Annotated in this window: 17 protein-coding genes; 10 read left to right on the top strand and 7 right to left on the bottom strand. The window is 46.6% G+C overall.

The features are described from left to right. Positions 1 to 2: 2 nt before the first annotated feature. The 5 genes from DP923_RS05415 (at position 3) to DP923_RS05395 (ending at position 8,972) form a co-directional block, all read left to right on the top strand. On the top strand, positions 3 to 2,429 hold the full coding sequence (locus DP923_RS05415; RefSeq protein ID WP_112304847.1) for a DUF3536 domain-containing protein: 2,427 nt from the start codon (positions 3 to 5) through the stop codon (positions 2,427 to 2,429). Between the two features lies 1 nt (position 2,430). After that, the gene (gene treY, locus DP923_RS05410; RefSeq protein ID WP_112304846.1) at positions 2,431 to 5,124 is read left to right on the top strand and encodes a malto-oligosyltrehalose synthase; all 2,694 of its coding nucleotides are present in this window, start codon (positions 2,431 to 2,433) and stop codon (positions 5,122 to 5,124) included. Continuing rightward, entirely contained in the window at positions 5,124 to 6,638 is a 1,515-nt protein-coding gene (malQ, locus tag DP923_RS05405) for a 4-alpha-glucanotransferase (RefSeq protein ID WP_112304845.1), read from the top strand. The genes treY and malQ overlap by 1 nt, the downstream gene beginning before the upstream one ends. Before the next feature lie 216 nt (positions 6,639 to 6,854). After that, the gene (locus DP923_RS05400) at positions 6,855 to 7,454 is read left to right on the top strand and encodes a DUF7010 family protein (RefSeq protein WP_207801942.1); all 600 of its coding nucleotides are present in this window, start codon (positions 6,855 to 6,857) and stop codon (positions 7,452 to 7,454) included. Positions 7,455 to 7,535: 81 nt separating this feature from the next. Further along, positions 7,536 to 8,972, top strand: coding sequence for a S41 family peptidase (locus DP923_RS05395; RefSeq protein WP_112305582.1), 1,437 nt, complete (start codon positions 7,536 to 7,538; stop codon positions 8,970 to 8,972). 55 nt (positions 8,973 to 9,027) lie between these two features. Here DP923_RS05395 and DP923_RS05390 read toward each other — a convergent pair whose 3' ends face one another. Further along, positions 9,028 to 9,861 (bottom strand): murein L,D-transpeptidase catalytic domain family protein, encoded by an 834-nt coding sequence (locus DP923_RS05390; protein ID WP_112304844.1) that lies wholly within the window; start codon positions 9,859 to 9,861, stop codon positions 9,028 to 9,030. 190 nt (positions 9,862 to 10,051) lie between these two features. Between DP923_RS05390 and DP923_RS05385 the strand changes: the two genes are divergently transcribed. Next, on the top strand, positions 10,052 to 11,398 hold the full coding sequence (locus DP923_RS05385; RefSeq protein WP_112304843.1) for a M23 family metallopeptidase: 1,347 nt from the start codon (positions 10,052 to 10,054) through the stop codon (positions 11,396 to 11,398). 158 nt (positions 11,399 to 11,556) lie between these two features. On the opposite strand, the gene DP923_RS16655 is transcribed toward DP923_RS05385, so the two are convergent. Next, on the bottom strand, positions 11,557 to 11,715 hold the full coding sequence (locus DP923_RS16655) for a hypothetical protein (protein ID WP_165838152.1): 159 nt from the start codon (positions 11,713 to 11,715) through the stop codon (positions 11,557 to 11,559). A 380-nt stretch (positions 11,716 to 12,095) separates the two neighbouring features. On the opposite strand from DP923_RS16655, the gene DP923_RS05375 reads away from it, so the two are divergent. Then, positions 12,096 to 12,995, top strand: coding sequence for a Ppx/GppA phosphatase family protein (locus tag DP923_RS05375; RefSeq protein ID WP_112304841.1), 900 nt, complete (start codon positions 12,096 to 12,098; stop codon positions 12,993 to 12,995). Positions 12,996 to 13,188: 193 nt separating this feature from the next. Here the strand turns inward: DP923_RS05375 and ppk1 are convergent, their stop codons facing one another. The 4 genes from ppk1 to gyrB all read right to left on the bottom strand — a co-directional run bounded on the left by ppk1 (position 13,189) and on the right by gyrB (position 20,323). Then, positions 13,189 to 15,291, bottom strand: coding sequence for a polyphosphate kinase 1 (ppk1, locus tag DP923_RS05370; RefSeq protein WP_112304840.1), 2,103 nt, complete (start codon positions 15,289 to 15,291; stop codon positions 13,189 to 13,191). Between the two features lie 229 nt (positions 15,292 to 15,520). Next, entirely contained in the window at positions 15,521 to 16,666 is a 1,146-nt protein-coding gene (locus DP923_RS05365) for an alpha/beta hydrolase-fold protein (RefSeq protein ID WP_112304839.1), read from the bottom strand. Positions 16,667 to 16,761: 95 nt separating this feature from the next. After that, the gene (locus DP923_RS05360) at positions 16,762 to 18,219 is read right to left on the bottom strand and encodes a S41 family peptidase (RefSeq protein WP_112304838.1); all 1,458 of its coding nucleotides are present in this window, start codon (positions 18,217 to 18,219) and stop codon (positions 16,762 to 16,764) included. Between the two features lie 139 nt (positions 18,220 to 18,358). After that, positions 18,359 to 20,323 carry a DNA topoisomerase (ATP-hydrolyzing) subunit B gene (gene gyrB / locus DP923_RS05355; protein ID WP_112304837.1) on the bottom strand — a complete coding sequence of 655 codons (1,965 nt, stop codon included), beginning with the start codon at positions 20,321 to 20,323 and terminating at the stop codon, positions 18,359 to 18,361. Between the two features lie 904 nt (positions 20,324 to 21,227). Between gyrB and DP923_RS05345 the strand changes: the two genes are divergently transcribed. The 3 genes from DP923_RS05345 to DP923_RS05335 are packed head-to-tail and all read left to right on the top strand — an operon-like array spanning position 21,228 to position 22,711. After that, positions 21,228 to 21,650, top strand: coding sequence for a hypothetical protein (locus DP923_RS05345; RefSeq protein ID WP_112304835.1), 423 nt, complete (start codon positions 21,228 to 21,230; stop codon positions 21,648 to 21,650). Next, complete coding sequence (locus DP923_RS05340; protein WP_112304834.1) at positions 21,637 to 22,308, top strand: SCO family protein; 672 nt, start codon at positions 21,637 to 21,639, stop codon at positions 22,306 to 22,308. The genes DP923_RS05345 and DP923_RS05340 overlap by 14 nt, the downstream gene beginning before the upstream one ends. Then, positions 22,295 to 22,711, top strand: coding sequence for a c-type cytochrome (locus DP923_RS05335; protein WP_112304833.1), 417 nt, complete (start codon positions 22,295 to 22,297; stop codon positions 22,709 to 22,711). The genes DP923_RS05340 and DP923_RS05335 overlap by 14 nt, the downstream gene beginning before the upstream one ends. A 121-nt stretch (positions 22,712 to 22,832) precedes the next feature. On the opposite strand, the gene DP923_RS05330 is transcribed toward DP923_RS05335, so the two are convergent. After that, entirely contained in the window at positions 22,833 to 23,726 is an 894-nt protein-coding gene (locus DP923_RS05330) for a polysaccharide lyase (protein ID WP_112304832.1), read from the bottom strand. Between the last annotated feature and the right edge of the window lie 31 nt (positions 23,727 to 23,757).

Below are 23,757 nucleotides of genomic sequence, written 5' to 3'. Positions count from 1 at the left end.
GCATGAATACGCGCTACATCTGTATACACGGGCACTTTTACCAGCCACCACGCGAAAACCCGTGGCTGAACGAAATAGAATTACAGGAATCGGCACACCCGTACCACGACTGGAACGAGCGCATTACAGAAGAATGCTACAGCCGCAATGCCGCCTCCCGTATTTTGGGTCCGAAAGGAGAGATTGCCGATCTGCTGAATAACTATGCCCGCATCAGCTTCAATTTCGGCCCTACCCTGCTTTCGTGGATGGAGCGGAAAGCGCCCGAAACCTATGCCGGCATTCTGCAAGCCGACCAGGAAAGTATGAAACGCTTTTCCGGGCACGGTGCAGCGCTGGCGCAGGTATACAACCACATCATTATGCCGTTAGCCAATGCCCGTGATAAACAGACGCAGGTGCTTTGGGGCATTTATGATTTTCAAAAGCGCTTTAACCGCAAACCGGAAGGCATGTGGCTCGCCGAAACTGCCGTGGATACGCCAACCCTGGAAGTGCTGGCAGCCAACGGCATCGCATTTACTATACTTTCGCCATACCAGGCCAGGGGATTCCGGCGCATCGGCGAAAGGCAATGGTTTGATGCTACCGGTGCTCACATCGATCCGCGCCAGCCTTACCGTTGCAACCTACCGTCGGGCAACAGCATCGTGCTTTTCTTTTATGATGGGCCGGCCTCGCAGGGTGTTGCGTTTGAACGGTTATTAAACAGCGGCGAAGGTTTTGCCAACCGGTTGGCCGGTAATTTCACTCCGTATACTTCCGAGCCCCAACTCATGCATATTGCTACTGATGGTGAGTCGTATGGGCACCACCACCGTTTTGGGGAGATGGCATTGACGTATGCGCTGCACCACATCGAGCGTGAAAAACTGGCAAGGCTAACCATTTATGGAGAATACCTCGCTATGTTTCCGCCTGTTTACGAAGCTCAGATCATCGAAAATTCGTCGTGGAGTTGCGCGCACGGCGTAGAGCGCTGGCGAAGCGATTGCGGCTGCCATACAGGCGGAAAAGAAGGCTGGAACCAGCGTTGGCGCGCCCCGCTGCGCGAAGCTTATGACTGGCTCCGCGACCAGCTGATACCGCTGTACGAACGCGAAATGAGCGCACTCGGCATAACTGATCCCTGGCTGGTACGCGACGCTTACATCAGCGTGATCATGGACAGGTCGGAGGCAAACGTACAGGCTTTTATCAAGCACCATACTTCCGGAAACTTAAGTAAAACTGAGCAAACCAAATTTTTGCAGCTGCTCGAAATGCAGTACCATACCTTGCTGATGTATACCAGTTGCGGGTGGTTTTTTGATGAAGTGACCGGCATCGAAACGGTACAGGATCTGCTGTATGCCGCCCGTGCTTTACAACTGGCCGAAAGTATAAGCGGGCAACAACTCGAAGTAGATTTCCTGCAAATCCTTCAGAAAGCGAAAAGCAACATCCCCGAAGAAGCGGATGCCGCACAAACCTACCGGCTGAAGGTGAAACCCATGATGATTGACCTGTTGCGGGTGGGTGCGCATTTTGGCATTACCTCTTTGTTTACGGATGATCCGGAAGAACTGAAGCTGCAAAGCTTTAAACCAACCCTTGAAAAGTATGAATTACGAACTGCCGGAAAGCAGAAAATGGCGATCGGCCATGCCACCATCAAATCGCTTGTAACCTGGGAAGAACTGACCGTTACGTTTGGCATGCTGCATCTCGGCGACCACCAGTTGTTTGGCGGCGTGCGCGAATTTATTTCCGAAGAAGCCTACGAAGCGCTGTCTGTAGAGCTAACCACCGCCTTCGACCGGGGCAATATAAACGAAGTGATCATGCTGCTGGATAAGCATTTCGAGTCGCATAATTACTCGTTCTGGCACTTGTTTAAAGACGACCAGCGCAAAATACTGGACGAAGTACTGGCGCGCGCCATGCACAATGTAGAAAACAGTTTTCAGCAGATCTACGAAAACAATTACCCGCTGATGGCCGCCATGAAAACGCTGTCAATCAAATTGCCGCGCCCGCTGCACCTTACGCTATCTTACATTACCAACCTGAAGCTGCAGCGCGAGCTTGCCGCCAAAAAACCCAGCATTTTAAAACTGAACCGGATTCTGGACGAGGTAAATCGTATGGATGTAAAGCTGATAACCAAAATGCATAACTACGAAGCTACCCGCTTGATCGATCGCCTGATGCTGCAGCTTTCGGAAAAGCCCGACAGCATCACCCAAATGAACCTGCTTACCGAACTGTTACCGCTGCTTGCCAGACTAAAACTGAAACCCGACATCTGGCATGCGCAAAACCTGGCTTTCCGGTTAAAACAGAGCACCTACAACCAGCGAAATGCAGCCCGCGCCAACTGGCCGGAAGCTGAAGTATGGTGCAAAAAATTTGAACAACTCTACGAATCCTTACAACTGAAAATCTGATATGACTTATATACCTTCTGCCACATACCGCTTTCAAGTATCGCCTAAATTTAAGCTGCGGGATATTAAAAAGCTGATCCCTTACCTGCACGAACTCGGCATCAGTACCATTTATTCTGCACCATTTTTTACATCTAAGCCCGGCAGCGAACATGGCTACGACGTAACGGCACCCTATGAAATTAACCCTGAAGTTGGCACCCAACAAGAACTCGAAGAGATAGCCACCGAACTTAAAAACCGGAACATGGGCTGGCTGCAGGATATTGTACCAAACCACATGGCTTTTCATCCTACAAACAAATGGCTGATGGATGTGCTGGAAAAAGGGCCGCAATCGCAGTTTTATACTTTCTTCGACATTGATTTTAACCACCCGGATTTTGCCGGCCAGGTGATGGTGCCTTTCCTGGGCGAGCCGCTCGATCAGATTCTGGAGCAAAATCAGCTGCAACTTTCATTTTCCGACGATGGCCTGCAGGTAACTTATTTTGATAGCGCTTATCCGCTGAGTGTGGCTACGTACCGGTACATTTTAGATGAAGCTTTAAAACTTTCCAGTGATCCGGAAGTGAGCAAAGCAGTGGAATACCTGGCGCAGGAACTAACGCAACTCGAAGCCCACGAAAGTATAAATCCGGCATCCTGGAGCAATTTCAAAACCAAGCTTTACAAACAGGCCGGTCTTAAAAAGGCCATTGAAAGTATACTCGAAAGTATAAACAGCGATTCTGAAAAGCTGCAAAGTATACTTCAGAAGCAACATTTTATATTGAGCCACTGGCAGGAAACCGAGCAGCATATCAACTACCGCCGATTTTTTACCGTGAACGACCTGATCTGTTTGAGCGTGGAACGGCCGGAAGTTTTCGAGCAGTACCACCAGTTTATCAAACAGCTTTGCGACCAGGGTTTGTTGCAGGGCTTGCGCGCTGACCACGTAGACGGACTTTTCGACCCGCCCACATACCTGAAACGCCTACGTAAACTGGCCGGTCCGGAAAGTTATATTATCGTTGAAAAAATATTGGAAGGCGAAGAGCAGCTTCCCGAACGCTGGCCGATTGAAGGCAATAGCGGCTACGATTTCCTGGCCTGGGTGAGCAACCTGTATACTTCCGGAAAAGGCCGCAGACTTACTGAGATCTATAAACGCCTGGTCCCCAACTCACGCACCGATTACGAGCAACTGGTGTTTGATAAAAAAATGTTCATCCTGACAAATTACATGCAGGGCGAGCTCGAAAACCTGTTGCGCTTATTGCAGGAACGCAAGCTTATACCATTGGATCAGGAGGAAGTATGGCGGAAAGCATTGGCAAATCTACTAACTGCCTGGCCGGTTTACTGCATCTACGGCAACCGTCTGCCGCTCTCCAAAACCGAAATGGAAGTAGTAGACAAAGGTTTTGAAGAAGCGTACAAGCAGGCACCTGAGGTAAAAGACCAACTCGACCACCTGCATACTTTGTTCACGTTGCAGCCCGGCGATACAGACGAAACCAAACACGATAAGTTATACTTTGTCATGCGGAGCCAGCAGTTTACGGGCCCGTTGGCAGCAAAAGGTGTAGAAGATACGACGTTTTACAACTACAACCGCCTGATATCGCTGAACGAAGTGGGCAACAGCCCGGATATTTTTAACCTCGAAGATGATGAATTTCATGCGCGCATGGAATACCGCCAGCGCACGTATCCGCACTCTTTAAATGCCACCGCAACCCACGATACCAAACGCGGCGAGGGGGCCCGCATCCGGTTAAACGTACTCAGCGAACTGCCCGAAGAATGGGGACAGCACGTGCAGCAGTGGATCGAGATCAGCAAAAAGTATACTTCCAAGCCCACCAACAACGATTTATACTTCATTTTCCAGACGATGCTGGGTGTACTGACGCTGGATGAGCAGATGGACGAGCAACTGGTGGAGCGCCTACAGGAATACCTGACCAAAGCCCTGCGCGAAGCCAAAGTGAAAACCGATTGGGCCGAGCCAAACGAACCGTACGAAGAAGCGGTAAAAGAACTGGTGCAAAAACTGGTGCAGGAAGATAAGGCATTTAAAGAATCTTTTCTGCCTTTCTTCCGGAAAATAGCGCATTACGGCTGGCAATATGCGCTCTGCCAAACGCTGCTAAAAGTTACCTGTCCCGGCGTGCCGGATGTGTACCAGGGTACCGAATTCTGGGACCTCAGCTTAGTTGACCCCGATAACCGCCGGCCAGTGGATTACGAGCAGCGTGCACAGTTTTTACAAGAGATCAACCAAGAAAAAAGTATAAACCAGCTTCAGGAACAACTGCTGCAGAACCCGGCCGATGGCAAAGTGAAACTCTATGTACTGGCCAAAGCCCTGAACCAGCGTCGGGCGTGGCAGCCAGTTTTTGATAAAGGCGCTTACATTCCGTTGCAGATAACCGGCAAGCACCAGCACCACCTGATCGCGTTTGCGCGCTATTACGAACACAAGTGGTGTATTGTAGCTACGCCGCTTCAACTTGCCAGCCTTATCAGCCCAACCGAATTTGCGCTGGGTGAAGTATGGGAAGATACCGCGATAAAGTTACCGGATGATGCGCCTGAAGTATGGCAATCGGTTTATGGCGATGAGGACGTAAAGGCGGCTGGTTACATTCCGGCATCTGAAATTTTTAAAACTTTCCCGGTAGCATTTTTAACGGCAACAATCTAATGACGATAGAAAAACGCAGTGCGGGCATCCTGCTCCACATCACTTCACTCCCATCCAAGTATGGCATCGGCGATTTGGGGCCGGAAGCCTATAAATTTGCAGACTTATTGCAGGAAGCAGGCCAGCGCTACTGGCAGATTCTGCCCTTAAACCCGACAGAATCCGGCTATGGAAATTCGCCTTATAGCAGCCACTCCGCTTTTGCAGGAAACCCACTGCTCATCAGCCCGGACCTGCTTGCAGAAGATGGCCTGCTTCAACCAAAGGATTTGCGGGTTAAAGAGAAGTTCCCGGATGAGCGCGTGGATTACGGGCGTGTAACAACGTTTAAGCATGAACTGCTGCAGAAAGCCTACCAGAACTACCAGGAAAACCAGCCAGGTACGCTAAAGAAAAGCTTCACTGATTTCCAGAAAACCCATAAACACTGGCTGCAGGATTTTACACTGTTCGCTGCCCTTAAGAAACACTTCGAGGGAAAAGGCTGGGGCGACTGGCCGGAAGAACTACGCAAACGCGATGAAAAAGCGATGCAGGAACTGGCTAACCAGCTAAGCGATGAAATAGAATACGAGGCATTTCTGCAGTTCCTGTTTTACAGCCAGTGGGAGAAACTGAAAGCGTATTGTCTTGATAAAGATGTTCACTTTTTTGGGGATATGCCATTTTATGTAAGCCACGATAGTGCAGATGTATGGGCGCACCAGTCATACTTTAAGCTGGATAAAGGTGGCAGGCCAACGGGTGTTTCGGGGGTGCCGCCAGATTTTTTCAGTGAAACAGGGCAGTTATGGGGAACGCCAGTTTACAACTGGAAAGAACTTGGTAAAAACGAGTATGATTGGTGGCTGCGCCGCATCGAGCACAGCTTGCAGTTATTTAGTGTGTTACGATTAGATCACTTCCGGGCTTTCTCTGCTTACTGGGAAGTACCTGCAACAGAAAAAACGGCCATAAACGGGAAATGGGTAAAGTCTCCGGGTCATGATATCCTGACGCTCATCAAAAAGCACCACCCTGAAATGCCGATTATAGCGGAAGACCTGGGCGAAATAGACCAGCCTGTGCGCGACCTGATACAGGAATTTAACCTGCCGGGCATGCTTATTCTGATCTTCGCGTTCGGCGATGGCATTGCGTTCGAGAGCTCGTTTGTGCCGCACAACCATTACGTAAACAGCATCGTGTATACCGGCACCCACGACAACAGCACCGTGAAAGCCTGGTACAAAGCCGCCAAAACGGAAGAACGCAAAAGCCTGAGTCGCTATGTAGGCCAGACGATAACTAACGATACTGTGCACGAGATTATGAACCGCCTGGCATATGCTTCGGTTTCGCAACTGGCCATACTTCCGATGCAGGATATCCTGGGTTTAGGCAAAGAAGGGCTAATGAATATTCCGTCTACTTCGGATGGCAACTGGGAATGGCGCCTACAGCCCGGTCAATTTTCTAAGAAACAAGCAAAAGCATTACGAGAGTTGGCACAAACTTATGGCCGTTTAGTATAAGCCGAAGTATAAATTAAAAGCTAAAGGAAAGTATAGCTCAAAAACGCTATACTTTCCTTTTTTATTGGTAGCTTAATAAGATTTTTATACTTTAACCTTACATTAATTCTGTAAGTTAAGCATGCGTCAGGCTGGTATAGTAGTTGAAAAATAGTTTATAAAATCAATAACAGAAGCTTATTCTAAATTCTCCTACTACTAAACCTAAAGATCAAAATGCCAATAGGAAACTCTGATCAGAATACACAATGTGCTGTACAAGATTTACAGCACATTGAAATTGCCCAACAGGATATGCGTACTGCTTACCTGCACGGCTATCCTGGGGTAATCGTATCTGGTTCGGTGTGGCTGGTTTCAGCACTTGTTGCCTTATTCGTGTCGCCTGAGAAAGCGGTTTGGGCTTTACTAATCGGTGGAGTTCTTATCTATCCTCTAAGCATGTTACTCGACAAAATTTTGGGGGCTCCTGGTGCGCATAACCCAAGTAACCCACTGGGTAAGCTTGCTATGGAAGGAACCGTATTTATGATTATGTGCATACCCCTGGCCTTTGGGCTGTCCTTCTATAAAATAGAATGGTTTTTCCAGGGGATGCTTCTCATTATCGGAGGCAGATATTTACATTTTGCTACACTATACGGTCTCAAAATTTACTGGGCACTCGGCATTGGTTTAGGAATAGCAGCTTATGCGTTATTAGTGATGAATGCATCTTCGCATACAACGCTGTTAGTAGGTGCAACTATTGAAATTCTGTTTGGCATAGTTATGCTTATACTAACCCGAAATAGAAAATCGTCATCCTATCAATAATCGGAGTAAAGAGCATTTTTATATTTTAAACTATGGCTGCTTTCCCTTTTGCTGCGCGATTACAATCAAAAAAACTCTAAAATGAGGAGCACCATCTGCTTACCATTCATCTTGCTTTTTACCACGTTTCAGGTTGCGTTTGCCCAAAGCAAAGAAGTAAAATTTGCAGCTGCTGATGTTAAAACAGATTTGGCATACCTGTACAACACGTTGCAGGAAGCGCATTATAATTTGTATGCTTATGTAAGTAAAAACAAGTATGATAAAGCGTATAGAAACCTGGTGAAGTCTGTCGGGGAAGACTCTGTTAGTTTACTGGAAACGACCAAACTGTTTCAGAAACTGGCCGCTACCGGTAATGCAGGCCACTGCGAAGTGGATTTTGCAGTGCAGCCCTACATTGCTTTTGCTCAGGATGGCGGTATGGTTTTCCCGCTGGAGCTAGCCTTCGAAAACGGGAAAGCCTATGTGCGTAAAAGTTATACTTCCAATACTGCCATCGCGCCCGGCGACCAACTCCAAAGTATAAACGGCAAACCTATCGGGCAAATTCAGAAAGCCATCCACCCTTACCTGTCTGCGGAACGGGTTTATTTTAAAAACGCAAAGCTGGAATTCTGGTCTTTCCCGCGGTTGTACTGGTCTACCTTTGGAGCTCGGGATACTTTTATCGTAAAAGTTAAAAAAGCAACTGGCAAAACAGAAAGTTATACCTTGGAAGCTATTCCGGTTATGACTTACGAAACAGAGCGCGGTGGCGAGATTCTGAGTGCGGCACCAACTTTTAGTTACCATAATGAGGTCGCATACTTAAATCCAGGCCCTTTCAGTTCGTCAGCAGCAGACGGCGAACAGCAATTTAAGGCTTACATCGATTCCGTTTTTGCAGACATCCACCAGAAAAAAGCAAACACCCTTATCCTCGACCTGAGAAATCATGCAGGCGGGCACAATGCATACAGCGATCACCTTATCTCTTACTTCGCTGACAAGCCCTTCCGGTGGTTTTCCAGTTTTCAGATCAAGACAAGTAAAGTACTCAAAGAGCATACTTTAAAAAACACACCCGATACCACAGATGCTTACACCAAAGCCATTTTAAGCCACCAGAACGGCGAAACCTTTGCCTACGACCAACCCATGCAAAACCCGGTTCCGGCAGCCAGACGCTTTAAAGGCAAAGTATATGTGCTCATAAACCGCCAGACCTATTCTATGGCAGCTGTAAGCGCGGCGCTGATCCAGGATTATGGTTTTGCGGAACTGGTTGGTGAGGAAACAGGCGATGTACCTACCTTGTATGCGTCCCAGTTTTCGTTTCCGTTACCTAAAACCGGCATCATCGCGAAAGTCCCGAAAGGCTATATCGTGAGGCCAAACGGCAATGAAAAGTTAGCTGGCGTAAAACCGGATTATGTTGTAGCAGACCATTTGCTGGCCGGCGAAGATGAGATCCTGAACTACACCCTTTATACTTTACTGAACAAAAAAATGCCTGAACAAGCATCCGTAAAGTAGCTTCAGTTCAGGCATTTTATACGTTATTTATACTTCCGAAAGTATAGAATCGTGCTTACAAAGAAGCCAAACCTCCCTGCATACTAAGCTTTTCATTTTTCTCTTTCACCAGTTCTGCCAACGCAGTGGCATGGTCCAGGTACTGTGATGTATAGTCATCGTGGGCTGCATGTATGTACATAGCCGTTCCGCCTTTTACGCTTTGGATCACTTCCTTATGCTCTTCCATCGGCAATGCCGGGCAACCCAGGCTCCTGCCTAACCGTCCCAGTTGCTTGATCGAGTTTTCGGAAGCATATTCGGCACCGTGCATCACAATACAGCGGTCTTTGGCGTTGGTGTTAAACTCTTTGTCCATTCCTTCGAGTTTCAGCGAAAGGCCGTGCTTGCCACTGTAAGTATTCTGCGTTACATAAAAACCGATGCTGCTCATAAACGATTTGTTATCGTTGGAGAAGAATTCAGCAAACTCTTCTCCTGAGTTTCGGCCATGTGCCACTAACGTATGGTGCAGCACTTCCTGCGCTTCCACATCTACTACCCACAACCTTTTCTGAGTGGATGATTTTGTAAAGTCTACGATCGTAATAATCGATTTATCTGAAAGTGCTCCTTCCCGTTTCATGTTGTAGTAACCAGTCAGCGCCTTATCAAACACTTCGAAACTCAACCCCTGCTTTTGCAGACCGAGCTGCTGATACAGGGTATGTGCCGCCTGGTTAAACTCCAATACTTTAAGCGTGGAAATGCGTGTTTTAAGTTCTTTGGTATTAACACCCGAAGCCGTAGAATGCAGCGAGGGCGCTACCGGCGAAAGCAGCAACGGTGCAAAAAACGGCAGCAGCTTTTTCGATAGTTTTTTCTTTTTTCCCGAGCGTATCTTCTTCATGGTCTTATTTAGTAAGTATGCAAGGTATAGTTTACGGCTGTGCCGGTGTGCGGTTGGTTTTATTACTTTAGCTATATAGCAAAGCGGTTCGGTTTGGCTGTATTCTTAACGCGCGCGGGCATCATTTCTGAGTAAAACGTGTTATAACCAGTCTTTTAAACTTTACACCGGCCATTCGGTTTAATTCTGTATGCGATCATTTAAAATTATACTTTATACCTGCCTTATCCTTGTACTTGCCAGTTGCAGCAACAGCCAGACGTTGCGCGGCGTTTTTAAGCAGCAAACGCCCCACGAGCTCTATGCTGCAAGTATAAAATCTGCGAAGTTAGATGAAACGGCACTCGGTAAAAAATGGCTGGCTGCCGCCGACAATGCCCTACAGGATTCTATCACCATCACGCTTCCTTTTAAAGAAACCGGCTATTTCGCTTCCGATGATCCGCGTGCGTTAAACTACCGTTTCGATGCGAAGCGGGGCGAAAGAATTGAAGTAACGCTGGAGATAAAAAGCAGGGGAACATTGCAGGTTTTTGCCGATCTTTTCGAAGTTCCGGTAAGGGCGGGCGCAGCCCCTGTGGCCTTTGCTGATACGGCAACTATGCAACTGCAGTACGATGTAACCGAAGACCTGCAACACCTTCTGCGCCTGCAGCCAGAACTGTTGCAGAGCGGCCAGTATACCCTTACCATCCAGGCAAAACCAACGTTAGCGTTTCCGGTGCAGGGCAAAACCAGCCAGCACATTGCCAGCGTCTGGGGCGATGCCCGTGATGCCGGCGCACGCAGCCACGAAGGCATCGATATTTTTGCAAAGCGTGGCACACCTGCGTTGGCTGCAACTGCTGGCACTATATCCAGGGTGGGCACAAACGGGTTGGGCGGCAAAGTAGTGTGGCTGACGGACCCTAAAATGAACCAGCGTTTATACTATGCCCACCTCGATGCGCAACTGGTTACGGAAGGCCAGCAGGTACAGGCAGGCGACACCATCGGTTTGATCGGGAACACCGGAAATGCGCGTGGCATCAATCCGCACCTGCATTTTGGTATCTATCGGTCCGGGCAGGGCGCTGTTAACCCTTACAATTATGTACACCAATCCACTAAAAAAATACCGGCTGTAAAAATAGAAAGCTCCCGGATCGGGAATTGGGTACGGGTTGATGCCACAAAAGCCAACGTGCGCTTGCAGCCGTCCGCCAAAGGAAGCGTTATTTATACTTTGAACAGGCATACGCCATTATTAGTAACCGGCGGCACTTCGGATTGGTACAGGATAAAATTGCCGGATGGCGCGGAAGGTTATATTGCGGAAAGCATCGTTGCGCCTGTTACAAAACAGATACGCTCGTTAAAACTCGCAAAAGAAACGCAGTTACTGGATGAGGCACACCCGCAGGCAGCCGCCAAAGCGAACATCCAAAAAGGAAGCAGCGTGGCTGTATTAGGTACATTTGATGCGTTCAGCTACGTACAAAACCCGGAAGGCGAAATAGGCTGGATCTATACGTCAGAAGCTACCACTGCAGAATAAAAGGCTATTACAAAGTATAACTACCCGTTAGTATGTAGCTGCGCCAGATGCGGCAGCTACGTGAAAGGATAAATTATTCAAGGTATCAAAAACTGATTTCTATACTTTACACCATCTCTTATTTCCCGATAAGCGAAAGGTTAAGTATAAAATGTTGCTTAGCGTCCTAAGGATATTTGTTCTTTTACAAACTCAGATTTTGGAGTAGCTTTTGTGCTGATGCTGCTGTAAGCCGGGCAAAGGGCACGCTGCTGGCAAGAAGCAAATAATACTACTGCAAAAACGAAAAGGAAGATTTTAGGTAGAAGCGTTTTCATATAAGTGGTTATTAACGTTTGGGTTGTTTGTGTTTGTTGTGTCTGATTTTCTATTTCCAAGACACGTGCCAAAAAAATAAAATGCTAATTAAAGCCTCTAAAGCCATATAACTCATGCTTTCCAATTTCAATTTTTCCTGTTTTGGGAAACAATATATAGTAGTTTGGGAATTTTTGAGTAATAAAGCCAGAGGCACCGTCCTTTATTTCACGAATGTCACTTTTATAAACCTTTCTCTTAGCGCTTAGTTTTAGGCGACACTTCGCAAAACTTAATACCGCATTTACTGTTCCTTACTGGCAGGCAACGCTAAATGCACTTTCAAAATCCTGTTTTCTGATTATATTTACACTTGTGCCAATTATAAAACCTTAAGCTTTTGAAGTTAGCAGCTATCGATATAGGCTCCAACGCAGTTCGGTGCCAGATTTCCAGCGTATTAAACCAACACGGTAAAGTAATTTTTAAACGGATCGAATACATCCGATACCCTATCCGCTTCGGCGAAGATGTTTTTAAGGCAGGCTACATCAGCGAAGCCAAAATAGTGAAGTTTATCAAACTGATGCATGCCTGTAAATTGCTGATCGATGTGCACGAAGTAGACCATTTGATGATCTGTGCCACATCGGCCATGCGCTCGGCCCTGAACGCGCCTGATATACTTGCCCGTGTTCAGGAGACCCTGGGGATGCACATTCAGGTAATAGACGGTGAAATGGAAGCCGAACTGATCAATAAAGTGATTGTGAATTTCCTGGATGATCAGAATTACCTGCACATTGATGTAGGCGGGGGCAGCACCGAGTTTAACTTTTATGTGAACCGCGATAAAGTGGCTTCCCGCTCGTTTGAGCAAGGTTCGATCCGGCATATGCACGGCCGCGATTCGGAAGAGTTATGGAATAACATGCGCCACTGGATTGAGGTCAACTCGCAAAACTATAAACCTGCGTGCGCCATTGGTACTGGAGGCAACATCAATAAAATATTCGAGATGGCTCGCAAACCGATGGGCCTGCCTGTTTTAAGAAGCGAGATTGAAGCAGTGGTATCCAGTATTGCCTCTTTAACGATGGAAGAACGCCTGACGAACCTGCTCCTGAACCCGGACCGCGCCGATGTTATTCTGCCTGCCGCTGAGATCTACCTGTCTGCCATGAAATGGGCTGGCATCGAAAGTATGCAGGTGCCCGCCGTTGGCCTTAAAGACGGCATGCTGACTGCCTTATATGAACAGCAACATCCCGAGAAATTCATTATCCGAAGTATAAAGTAAAATTTTTATACTTTGTCGCTGTTCTGCGATGCTGCCGTTGTTGGTGTTTTCACCGATAACCTGTTAGCGTTTGCCGTTTACAACACACAACTTGATCAGGCTCAAAAGTATAAATCTAACGTATAAAAAAGGCTGGAGCTAAACCGATAACAGGTTTAAACTCCAGCCTTTTTTTATTCGATTTTATCTTTGCTTACACCAGTTCCACCACATTGGCCTCTACGTACGTGCGGTTGTAAAACACTTTGTGTGCATCAATTATTTCTTCGTTTGCGGCGGCTTTCTTCTTAATATAAGTGCCATCTTCGCGCATAATGTAAGAGTTCTGGTTATCAAGCTCGTTGAAGTGCAGGATGTTGATCGCCTCGCGTTTCAGTTCTTCATTCGCGATCAGGAACAGTGCTTCTACTCTCCTGTCGAAACTGCGTACCATGCAATCGGCGCTGCCGCTGTATACTTTCGGGTCGCCGTTGTTATGGAAATAGTATAAACGTGTATGCTCCAGGTATTCGCCTACAATAGATTTTACCGTAATATTCTCGCTCAGATCAACACGTCCCGGCCGCAGGCAGCAGATGCCGCGCACGATTAATTTTATCTGCACTCCGGCTTTGGATGCTTTGTAGAATTCATCGATTATCTCGCGGTCTTCCAGGGAATTTATCTTGATCACGATGCCACTTTTCAGGCCTTTTTTGGCGTTTCGGGCTTCATTCCGTATCAGTTCGATCAGTTGCAGGCGCAACGCTACCGGCGACGTGAGCAGGTGTTTATACTCATTTGGCCGCGAGTGCCCTGTTATGACATTAAAGAATTCAGACACGTCGTGGGCATATACTTCGTTGGTCGTCAGTAAACTCACATCGGTGTATAACCTGGCCGTGGATTCGTTGTAGTTGCCGCTGCCCAGGTGCACATACCGCGTCACTTTTTCACCCTCTTTCCGGATGATCATCATCATTTTGGTATGCGTTTTATACTTGCTGATACCGTAGATCACAAAGCAGCCTGCCTTCTCCAGGCGTTCGCCTTCCTTTATATTGCGCTCCTCATCAAAGCGAGCTTTTACCTCAAACAAAACCGACACGTGCTTGCCATTTTCAGCCGCTTTCAGCAGGGCAGCCGTTACCCTGGATTGGTCTGCCAAACGGTAAATCGTTTGCTTGATTCCAAGTACGGATGGGTCTTCGGCGGCACGTTCCAGCAAACTGACCACCGGCTCCATGCTATTGTAAGGGTGGTGCAGCAACACGTCATGCTCTTTCAGGTAGCTAAAAAGGTCTACAACATCCGAAGGCATACTTAAGGGCAAAACCGAAGCCGGTTGCTTAAAGCCTTTATCTTTAAACTGGCGGTGGTTAATGATCTGCCACAAACTGCGCAAATCCATCAGGCTGCTGATGGCGAAGATATTCGCATTATCGATCGCCCAACGCTCTTTCAGGATATTAAGCATAAACGGCGACGGGTTTCGCTCGAGCTCCAATCTTACTACTCGGCCTTTTTTACGGGTACGCAGCTTTGATTTAATCTCTTTCACAAAGTCCGCTTCCAGGTCATCGGATTCTTCGAGCGTAAAATCGCCGTTACGGGTTATCCTGAAAAGGTCTACTGACGTGATCTCGACGTTCCGGAAAAGCTTCTTTATTTTCCAGCGGATGATCTCCTCGATTGGTACAAAAATGATCTTATCCTTGTGGTTGATCTCGTAAAAACGCGCCAGGTTCTGTGGTATCTGTACAAAGGTTAAACGATCCTGGGCTTTTACTTCGTCGGTAGTGCGCGTAACTACCCCAAAGGTTAACAGCTGGTTCATCAGCAACGGGAACCCATGGTAATTATCGTATACCATCGGCGTGAGCAACGGAAAAATAGTGTTCCGGAAGTATGAATCCACTTTTTTCTGGTCTACTTCCGAGAGCTCCTCTACTTTCTGAATATCAAAACCGTGTTTGCAGAACAGCGGCTTCAGTTCGCTGCTGTAGGTCAGGTATTGGTCGTTTACAAAACGGTGGGCATAATCGAGCAGCTTCTTGCGGAAAGGCAATTCGCGCAGACCGGAGTAATCGAGGCGCTCTTTTCCGTAATCGATGTAATTATATAAACTACCAACCCGGATCATGAAAAACTCGTCCAGGTTAGACGAGGTAATGGCCATGAACTTCAGCCTGTCGAAAAAGTTTTTTGACGTATCGCGGGCCTGGTCGAGTACACGGTAATTAAAGCGCAACCAGCTCAGGTCGCGGCTAATGTATTTACTTTTCTTTATCTGATCGGAAATCTTATTAATAAGCATGCTTTCAGGGTGTTTATAGTCTGCCCGGGCTTTGCGGGCGCGGCAGTAAGGTACTTTACCAACGAATTAGTAAATCCTGCTAATATATAGCTTGTAACGGATATTATATAGTTTAGGGCACCTTAAAAGGCATTTTAATCTTATAAAGACTTTATACTTCACAAAGTTACCGGATACGCACATCCCATGCTTTGCCTGCCCTTTCGGGAGAAGTTAATGTATAAGTTCGCTACTTTTTTGCCGGAAAGCAAAGTTTAAGGGCAAAGGGCATTCTGCTGGCCCAGGCAGCTTCGGAGTGTTTGTGCTGCGGCGCCTTTACCCAAACGAAATCTTTTGTTGGTTTATACTTTTTTTGTTGAAGTGCCTGCAGCATTTCGTCTATGCCGGGTTGCAATCTTTGTTCCAGTTCTACGCCACCGTTATCAATGTAGAAAAACAGCTTCTTCTTTTTGCCCTTATAAGCCAGCACATCATCTACGTAATCGATATCCTGAATTTTAAAGGCCGGCGACATACAGATGGCTTTCGAAAACATCTTTGGGTACTCCCATGCCAGCATAAACGCCATAATACCGCCCGCCGACGAACCTCCGACTACCGTATGTTTCCGACCAGGTTTGGTACGGTAGTGCGCATCTACAAAAGGCTTTACGGTATGCACTACAAAATCCATGTAAGCGCTTCCTTTTTCGCCGGGCGTATACTCGGCGCTGCGGTCTGAGGTGTTGTAAATGCCTACAATTATAACCGGTTCAATATCTTTTGCTGCAATCAGGCTATCTGCGGTCTCGTCGAGTTGCCAGTCTACGCCAAACGAGCTGGTAGCAGGATCTACTATATTTTGTCCGTCGTGCATGTATAAAACCGGGTACTTTTTACCTGCGTTTTCGGTGTAGCCTTTCGGGAGCCAGACTATAATGTCACGGTCTTGCAGGCCTTTTGCTTTTAAGTTTCTGTGGTACTTAACAGTACCTGTAATGCCTCCTGCAATCGTTTTTAATTTCTTGCTGCCCCAATGCTCCACGGTATCACGCAGGAGCGGATCGGAAAGTATAACTTTGCTGAAATTAGTAAGCGGGGCGCCTGCAGCATCTGTTCCTTCTTTGTCCCAGGTGCCCAAAGTATACTTATACTCTAAAGCTGTTTCTAGGGGAATTTGCAGATTAATTGTCCAGGTGTGATTTCCGTCGTTTTGCATAGCTACTTTACCAGGGTTCCAGCTACCTAATTCCGGCAAATTACCGGCAATAAAAACGGTTGTCGTATCGGCTAAACCTGGCGCGTAAAGCTCAATCCTAATTTTCTTAAGCTGCTGCGCTTCCGAAAGCATGGGCAAAGCAAGTATAAAAATGAATAGCGTAATAAGTTTTCTCATTAGAAGAATTGAGTTGAAGTATACGTGAGCATTTGCAGTTTATATTTTCAAAATTACACAGCACAAAAAAAGCCGGCTATACTTGCCGGCTTTTTTTACTGATTAATACTTTCATTTTTCAGGAGATGCCGCATGTGCTCAATGGCATAATTCAATGCATCTACTTTTTCATTCACAAAAACATCCGGGGCTATGCCATACGGGTCAATAGGATTCTGTTTGATATCTTTTGCTCTGTAAGATGATGGAAATGCAACCTCAAAACAACCAATGTCTTTAGAAAGCCCGTTAAAACCATCCACTACGCCAGCGGTGTTCTGTCCGTACACAACAACTTTATTGCTTTGGTTAGCCCGAAACACAAATGTCTCGCCTGAACTAGCCGTTTCTTTATCTGTTAGAATCACAATTTTTTTCGGACCGTTGTAAAGGGTGTCTGTCTTAAAAGTCCAAAAATCATTTGGGTTCTCGAAGGCGGCAGTCCCTTTATTCGCCATCATATAATCATAGTCTTCCTTTTCCTGCTTCGTATACTCTTCCACCTTTTTTCCTGGTTTGCCTGTTTTATAATCCATCACCTTCTGGATATTATATTCGCTCAGCCAGAAACCGTTTATAGGTAACTTTATCGGGCCACTTAAAACGTAAGGTAATACCGGAAAATAAGTACCATCACTCCCGCCACTGTTTCCACGAACATCTATAATCATAAAATCTGATTTCATGATTTTATCGTGGTTCGATTTCATCAGACTATCAACAAAAGATCGTTCTACAGAATAGAAATCCGGAAGCCTTAAGTAAGGGATATCACCAATATAAGATAGATGAAACTGCTTGTATTTTGCCTGTATCTCATTTTTTGGTTGCTGGCCTTTTACTTCAGGCCATACTTTGTTCCAATCGCCTGAACCATCTATTTCGAGCAATGATTTACCAACCAGTGTTCCTTCCGTTTTTTTAACAGAATGGTCCCCCATCATAAAGTTTGCCTGGTAGGAAGCACCGGCTTTCGAAGTCAACTCAAATTTAACGTCAGATTGCTTCCATTCCGGGTTAGTGCTGCTCAGAACAATACCTACAAAATCTCTTTCACGGCTACTTTTGGCTGGGTTCGGAACAATAGCTACTGTATAACTTCCATTTTCCCAAATACCAATAATCTGATTTAAGTTATAATTATTTTTGCTGTAAGCTTTCTTAAACTGTTTCTCATTAATTTTTATTTCTTCCTTATAAAAGGTTTTCTTATCTGAGTTTAATACATACGTATGGCCATCTCTGAAGAAATGCAAGTACTGGTTCAGAATAGCTTTACAGTCACTTAAATCAGTTACTAGTTCAGCCTTATTCCGAATTACATTTTTGTGTGCATTATAAAGATCTCTGTTTTGGTCTGTAACTTTATAAATGAATAGCGAATAGTTCTTTTCATAAGCGTCTGCTGCCGCGTCAATTACCTCTGTACATTTACAATCCTGCGCTTGTATGGATGTAATGGATGCGAAAAGCAGAAAGCCAGTAAGAACAATTTTTAAGTAAGTTTTTAACATAGCGTTAGGTTTGGTTAAAGAAATAATGTATATCTATAATTTTATAAATATAGTGATATTAAATTATAATGTACACAAAAAAAGCCGGTTATACTTTGGTAGTACAACCGGCTTTCAAATTTATACTTTAGCTAAACTTTTACACGTCGATGCGGGCGTATTTGGCGTTGCGCTCAATAAAGTCGCGGCGCGGGCCAACTTCATCACCCATCAGCATCGAGAACAGGTGGTCTGCCTCAGCTGCCGATTCGATGGTTACGCGTTTTAAGCTGCGCATTTCCGGGTTCATGGTGGTGGTCCAGAGTTGTTCCGGGTTCATCTCACCCAAACCTTTGTAACGCTGCACGCCTACGCTGTCGTCTTTTCCTTTGCCTAGTTCAGCAATGGCATCGATACGGTCCTGCTCGCTCCAGCAATAACGCTCCTCTTTTCCTTTCTTCACCAGGTACAAAGGAGGCAAGGCGATGTAGATATACCCATTGTCGATCAGGGCTTTCATGTAGCGGAAAAAGAACGTCAGGATCAGGGTACGAATGTGCGAACCATCGATGTCAGCATCCGTCATGATGATGATGCGGTGGTAACGCAGCTTGTCCATGTTCAGGGCTTTCGGGTCTTCCGGTGTTCCGAAGCTTACGCCCAGCGCTGTGAACATGTTCTTGATCTCTTCGTTTTCGTAGATGCGGTGCTCCTGCGCTTTTTCCACGTTCAGGATCTTACCACGCAATGGCAGTATCGCCTGGAACTTACGGTCGCGGCCCTGCTTGGCCGAGCCACCCGCTGAGTCACCCTCTACCAGGTAAATTTCGCAGTTTTCAGGGTTGTTATCCGAGCAGTCGGCTAGTTTACCAGGTAAGCTGGTGCCCGAAAGTACGTTCTTGCGCTGCACCATTTCGCGGGCTTTGCGGGCTGCGTTACGGGCTTGTGCGGCAAGTATAACTTTGTTTACGATGATACGGGCTTCCTTCGGATTTTCTTCCAGGTAGCGGTTCAGCATTTCGCCAACCGCCGTATCAACCGCACCTGAAACCTCGGAGTTACCCAGCTTGGTTTTGGTCTGGCCTTCGAACTGCGGCTCTGCTACTTTAACTGAAATTACGGCTGTTAAGCCTTCTCTGAAGTCATCGCCGTTGATATCGATCTTGAGCTTATCGAGCATACCTGATTTCTCGGCGTAGCCTTTAAGCGTACGGGTAAGCGCGCGACGGAAACCGGCTACGTGCGTACCTCCTTCGATGGTGTTGATGTTATTAACGTAAGAGAAAATATTCTCTGTATAAGACGTGTTGTATTGCAGCGCGATCTCAACAGGAACACCGTTTTTCTCACTTTCTACGTGGATCGGCTCCGGGATCAGGTTTTCGCGCGCTTCATCCAGGTACGCAACAAATTCCTTCAATCCGCCTTCCGAATAGAACGTATCGAACAGAACCGGCTTTCCTTCTTCGTCCAGTTCGCGCAGGTCCTGCAGGTTAATGCGGATGCCTTTGTTCAGGAACGAAAGCTCGCGCATGCGGCTGGCAATCGTATCATACTTGTACTCGGTGGTGGTAAAGATAGAACCGTCTGGCTTAAACTGTACCGTTGTCCCTGTTCTGTCTGTTACACCTATTTCACGTACCGGGTAAGCTGGCGCGCCAATGTTATAATGCTGCTCAAATATTTTACCATTGCGGTGAATGGTTACATGCAGGTCTGTGGAGAGTGCGTTAACGCAGGAAACCCCCACCCCGTGCAAACCACCCGATACCTTGTAAGAATCCTTATCAAACTTACCGCCGGCATGTAGTACGGTCATTACTACCTCCAAGGCAGAGCGGCCTTCTTTCTGGTGAAAATCGGTTGGAATACCGCGTCCGTTATCCGAAACGGTTACGGAGTTATCCGGGTTAATAGACACAGATATCTCATCACAATGGCCGGCCATAGCCTCATCTATCGAGTTGTCTACTACTTCCCAAACCAGGTGGTGTAAACCCTTTATGCCGATATCGCCGATGTACATGGCCGGGCGTTTACGAACTGCCTCCAGACCTTCCAGTACCTGAATACTATCTGCCGAATAATCGTTAAATGCTTGTTTTGTATCTTCTACTTCACTCATAGGTAAAAAGGTAGATCAGATAAGAACAAGAGCAAAGCAAACGTTTTGCACAACCTGTTTCCAGGTGTTAAACCTGCCTTGTCTTACTGAAATGGATTAACTTAATGATGCTTATTTACTAAGGTAAAAGTACCACTTTTTTTTGGCTTTCGCTATACTTTTAAAGCGGCTTGTAAACTGTATGCTTTACCTGGTGCAGGCCTCGCTAGGTGGCTGTGCAATAACCCCCTGATACTTAACAAAAAAGTGCCTGCCATCGTGCCTTTTATACTTGCTCCAACCCTGTAATAGCACAAATTACTTTCCTGTTTTTCTTAATCCTGAAGTATAAATGATTGCTCCCTGCCAGGATTTTATTTAGATGCTGGGCTTGTTCGGCCAAACAAAACCATAGGGCTGTGTTATTTTTTTTATACTTCCGATCAACTCGCCAAAGTATAATTCTGCAGCACCAAGCGCAACCCGTATACTTTGATTTGGTCTGCCAATTCAGCGTGCTGCCTGCTACGCAAACGTATACTTCCTCTGCCAACGCATTATCAAGTAAAAGCTATACTTTACTAGCACTGCAGTTGCCAAACCAGAAGCTATGCCACTGCATGTTAACATGTTACAAGCCATCATCCTGCCGAACCATTTATTTGACTCAGCTAGGCTACTTTTTATACTTTGCTTTCGAAATTGCAGTACTTCTGTTTTTGCAGCTAAACAAGGTAAAAACTTGAATTATAGTATAAACTACCCGTTATAAAGTATAAACGCACTTGCACAAGCCACCTTCGGGGTATACCTTTGCCGGAAGGAACAGCGGGGCGCATATACGTTTTAGCTGCTGTTTATCGTATGTTTTATTTGAAACCTGAGTGGCTTGTAATATTACAGGCTGTACCGAAATCTGCCTTCTATGAACAAAATGTTAGTCCCGGTTGCTTTAGTTTCTACACTGCTTTTTAGCGCTTGCTCAGGCGGCTCCTCCACAGAAGATCAAAAGAAAGAACTGGAAACCGAGGTGCTTACCGTACACGATGAGGCCATGAACAAGATGGATGAGATCTCGAAACTACGCAGAAGCCTGCGCACTTTAAAAGAAAAGAAGACTGATACGGCCGAACAAGCCATTTTAGAACGCGACATTGAAGGCCTGGCACTGGCTGATGAAGTGATGATGAACTGGATGCGTGAATACACCGCCCCGGATAGCCTCGAAAACCAGGCAGCCCTGCATTACCTGAACCAGGAACTTGTAAAGATCGAACGAGTAAAAACCATTATGGACAGCACTTTGGTAGCTGCCCGTAAAACCCTAGCCCAACATGATACGAAATAACGTCATTTTCAAAAGTATACTTCCGGCCCTGTTAGCAGCTACAGCGCTTTTTTCATGCAGTCCATCTTCCGAAGAAACAACCTTGCCTATACTTGGCGAGCGCGAAGCAATTGAAAAAGAAGTAGATGGTAAAACGGTTACGGATACTGTTTACCACCAGATTCCGGATTTTGCATTCGTGAACCAGGATAGTCAGAAGGTAACAAATGCCACACTGGCCGGTAAAATTTACGTAGCGGATTTCTTTTTCACGTCCTGCCCTACCATCTGCCCTAAAATGAAAAGCCAAATGTTGCGCATCTACGAAAAGTATAAAGACAACCCGCAGGTGATGCTGCTATCCCACACCATCGACCCGAAGCACGATACGGTGGCTGTTCTAAAAGAGTACGCCGAAAGGCTGAACGTTGAAACAGCTAAGTGGCAGTTTGTAACTGGTGATAAGGATAGTATTTATGATGTAGCGATGCAATACCTGGTACCCGCCCAGGAAGACCAGACCATAGAAGGCGGCTTTACGCACGGCGGCCATTTTGTGTTAGTAGATGAAAACCGCCACATCCGGGGCATTTACGATGGCACTAAAGAGGAGGCTGTAGATAAATTGTTGTCCGAAATTCCGCTTCTGCTGAAAGCGCAGCCCCATGCAAAAAAGTAGATTTGTATCGGGCCTTATCGGGGCAGTGGCGCTCGTAAGTCTAACCCAATGCTTTACCCAGAAAAAGAATGAAGGGGAACGCCTGTATGCAGAGCATTGCCAGAGCTGCCACCTCGAAGATGGCAAAGGATTACGAGGCGTTATTCCACCTATTGCCGGTGCTGATTACCTGGAAAATCACCGCAACGAACTGCCCTGCCTCATCCGGCATGGCATAGAAGGAAGTATAACCGTGAATGGCGTGGAATACAATCAGAAAATGCCCGGCGTCGAAACCATGCCCGAAGATGATATCACGAACCTGCTCAACTACATCCAGACAAACTTCGGCAACCAAAACCGCCGCTATACTTTAAACGAAGTACAGGACTTGCTGAATTTATGTCCGCCACATCAGCATTAATTTAAAACCAGCAGCTCTTTTGTTTTAACTTTTTTCATTCAATACTTTATCCTTCCCACATTAAAAACAGCACAGGCAGAAGAGTGATCTTCTGCCTGTGCTGTTTGAAGTATAACCTATATTAAAGTTTTCTGGTCGGGGCCACGTCGTTGTAGGTGGCATTCTCGTTTCCTACCCGCACCTCATCCACAAAGAGCCTGCGCTTGGTGGTGGCGGTGTCCCAGTTGCGCTTGTAGATGCCGTATTTGAAGAAAGGTATCTTCTGGTCGTTGTAGCTGTTGGGGCCTTTGTGGTTGACCACCAGTTTGCCATCCATCCATACCTGAATCAGGCCGTCTTCCTTGTAGGAGTAGTTGATGTGGTAGACAAAGTCCGCCCACTTGTCTTTGGGCAGCAGGCCCAGGTCAAACTTTAATTCTCCGTCCCGGGTGGCATCCGTGTGGATCGGGGCAGAGGCCCACTTCACACCCAGCTTTAAGCGGCCCTTGGAGACAAACAATTCAATAGGTGGGTTGTGTGCCTCCTCGCCCGCATCGTGCTGGCTCCAGAACTGGGTGATGATCTCCCAGTCATTGGAGGTGCTCCAGTCCGAGGATGGCAGATACAGGCTCAGCCCGTACCAGCGGTGACGGTTGGTTTCAGCATTACGACTGGCCGCCTCCGAGCGGATCACGCCTGCGGCGGCATCGGCCTTGAGCATCTCAAACTTACCTGAACGCGTTCCTTTCTTTGCCTTCTCGGCGGAGGCATCAAAGCTGTAGAGCCTGGAGGACTGCATCTTGTAGAAGGCACTGTAGTTGCCCGAAATGAAATCGGCCAGTTCAGGGGTTTCAAAGCGCTCTTCTACCAGCAGGTTTTTGCGGTACGTCTCTACTGAAGAGATAACAGATTGCTGCTGCTGGCTTACCTCGCCTGCAATGGACTGGCTAACGCTTGGAGCGGCCACTTCGGACTGCTCACATGAAATTGTAAAAAACGAAACGAGGGCGGCGGCTAAAAGTTGGGTGCGTTTCATAAAAAGTCTGTTTTAAAAATAAGTAGTAAAA

Source organism: Pontibacter arcticus, assembly GCF_003284895.1.
Classification (GTDB): domain Bacteria; phylum Bacteroidota; class Bacteroidia; order Cytophagales; family Hymenobacteraceae; genus Pontibacter; species Pontibacter arcticus.
The sequence above is the reverse complement of the archived record's forward strand: the minus strand, read 5'-3'. Positions and strand labels throughout refer to the sequence as shown.

Excerpts from the sequence above, each read along its gene's own strand:
- DP923_RS05415 (WP_112304847.1), top strand. The coding sequence starts at position 3 with ATGAATACGCGCTACATCTGTATACACGGGCACTTTTACCAGCCACCA.
- treY (WP_112304846.1), top strand. The coding sequence starts at position 2,431 with ATGACTTATATACCTTCTGCCACATACCGCTTTCAAGTATCGCCTAAA.
- malQ (WP_112304845.1), top strand. The coding sequence starts at position 5,124 with ATGACGATAGAAAAACGCAGTGCGGGCATCCTGCTCCACATCACTTCA.
- DP923_RS05400 (WP_207801942.1), top strand. The coding sequence starts at position 6,855 with ATGCCAATAGGAAACTCTGATCAGAATACACAATGTGCTGTACAAGAT.
- DP923_RS05395 (WP_112305582.1), top strand. The coding sequence starts at position 7,536 with ATGAGGAGCACCATCTGCTTACCATTCATCTTGCTTTTTACCACGTTT.
- DP923_RS05390 (WP_112304844.1), bottom strand. The coding sequence starts at position 9,861 with ATGAAGAAGATACGCTCGGGAAAAAAGAAAAAACTATCGAAAAAGCTG.
- DP923_RS05385 (WP_112304843.1), top strand. The coding sequence starts at position 10,052 with ATGCGATCATTTAAAATTATACTTTATACCTGCCTTATCCTTGTACTT.
- DP923_RS16655 (WP_165838152.1), bottom strand. The coding sequence starts at position 11,715 with ATGAAAACGCTTCTACCTAAAATCTTCCTTTTCGTTTTTGCAGTAGTA.
- ppk1 (WP_112304840.1), bottom strand. The coding sequence starts at position 15,291 with ATGCTTATTAATAAGATTTCCGATCAGATAAAGAAAAGTAAATACATT.
- DP923_RS05365 (WP_112304839.1), bottom strand. The coding sequence starts at position 16,666 with ATGAGAAAACTTATTACGCTATTCATTTTTATACTTGCTTTGCCCATG.
- DP923_RS05360 (WP_112304838.1), bottom strand. The coding sequence starts at position 18,219 with ATGTTAAAAACTTACTTAAAAATTGTTCTTACTGGCTTTCTGCTTTTC.
- gyrB (WP_112304837.1), bottom strand. The coding sequence starts at position 20,323 with ATGAGTGAAGTAGAAGATACAAAACAAGCATTTAACGATTATTCGGCA.
- DP923_RS05345 (WP_112304835.1), top strand. The coding sequence starts at position 21,228 with ATGAACAAAATGTTAGTCCCGGTTGCTTTAGTTTCTACACTGCTTTTT.
- DP923_RS05340 (WP_112304834.1), top strand. The coding sequence starts at position 21,637 with ATGATACGAAATAACGTCATTTTCAAAAGTATACTTCCGGCCCTGTTA.
- DP923_RS05335 (WP_112304833.1), top strand. The coding sequence starts at position 22,295 with ATGCAAAAAAGTAGATTTGTATCGGGCCTTATCGGGGCAGTGGCGCTC.
- DP923_RS05330 (WP_112304832.1), bottom strand. The coding sequence starts at position 23,726 with ATGAAACGCACCCAACTTTTAGCCGCCGCCCTCGTTTCGTTTTTTACA.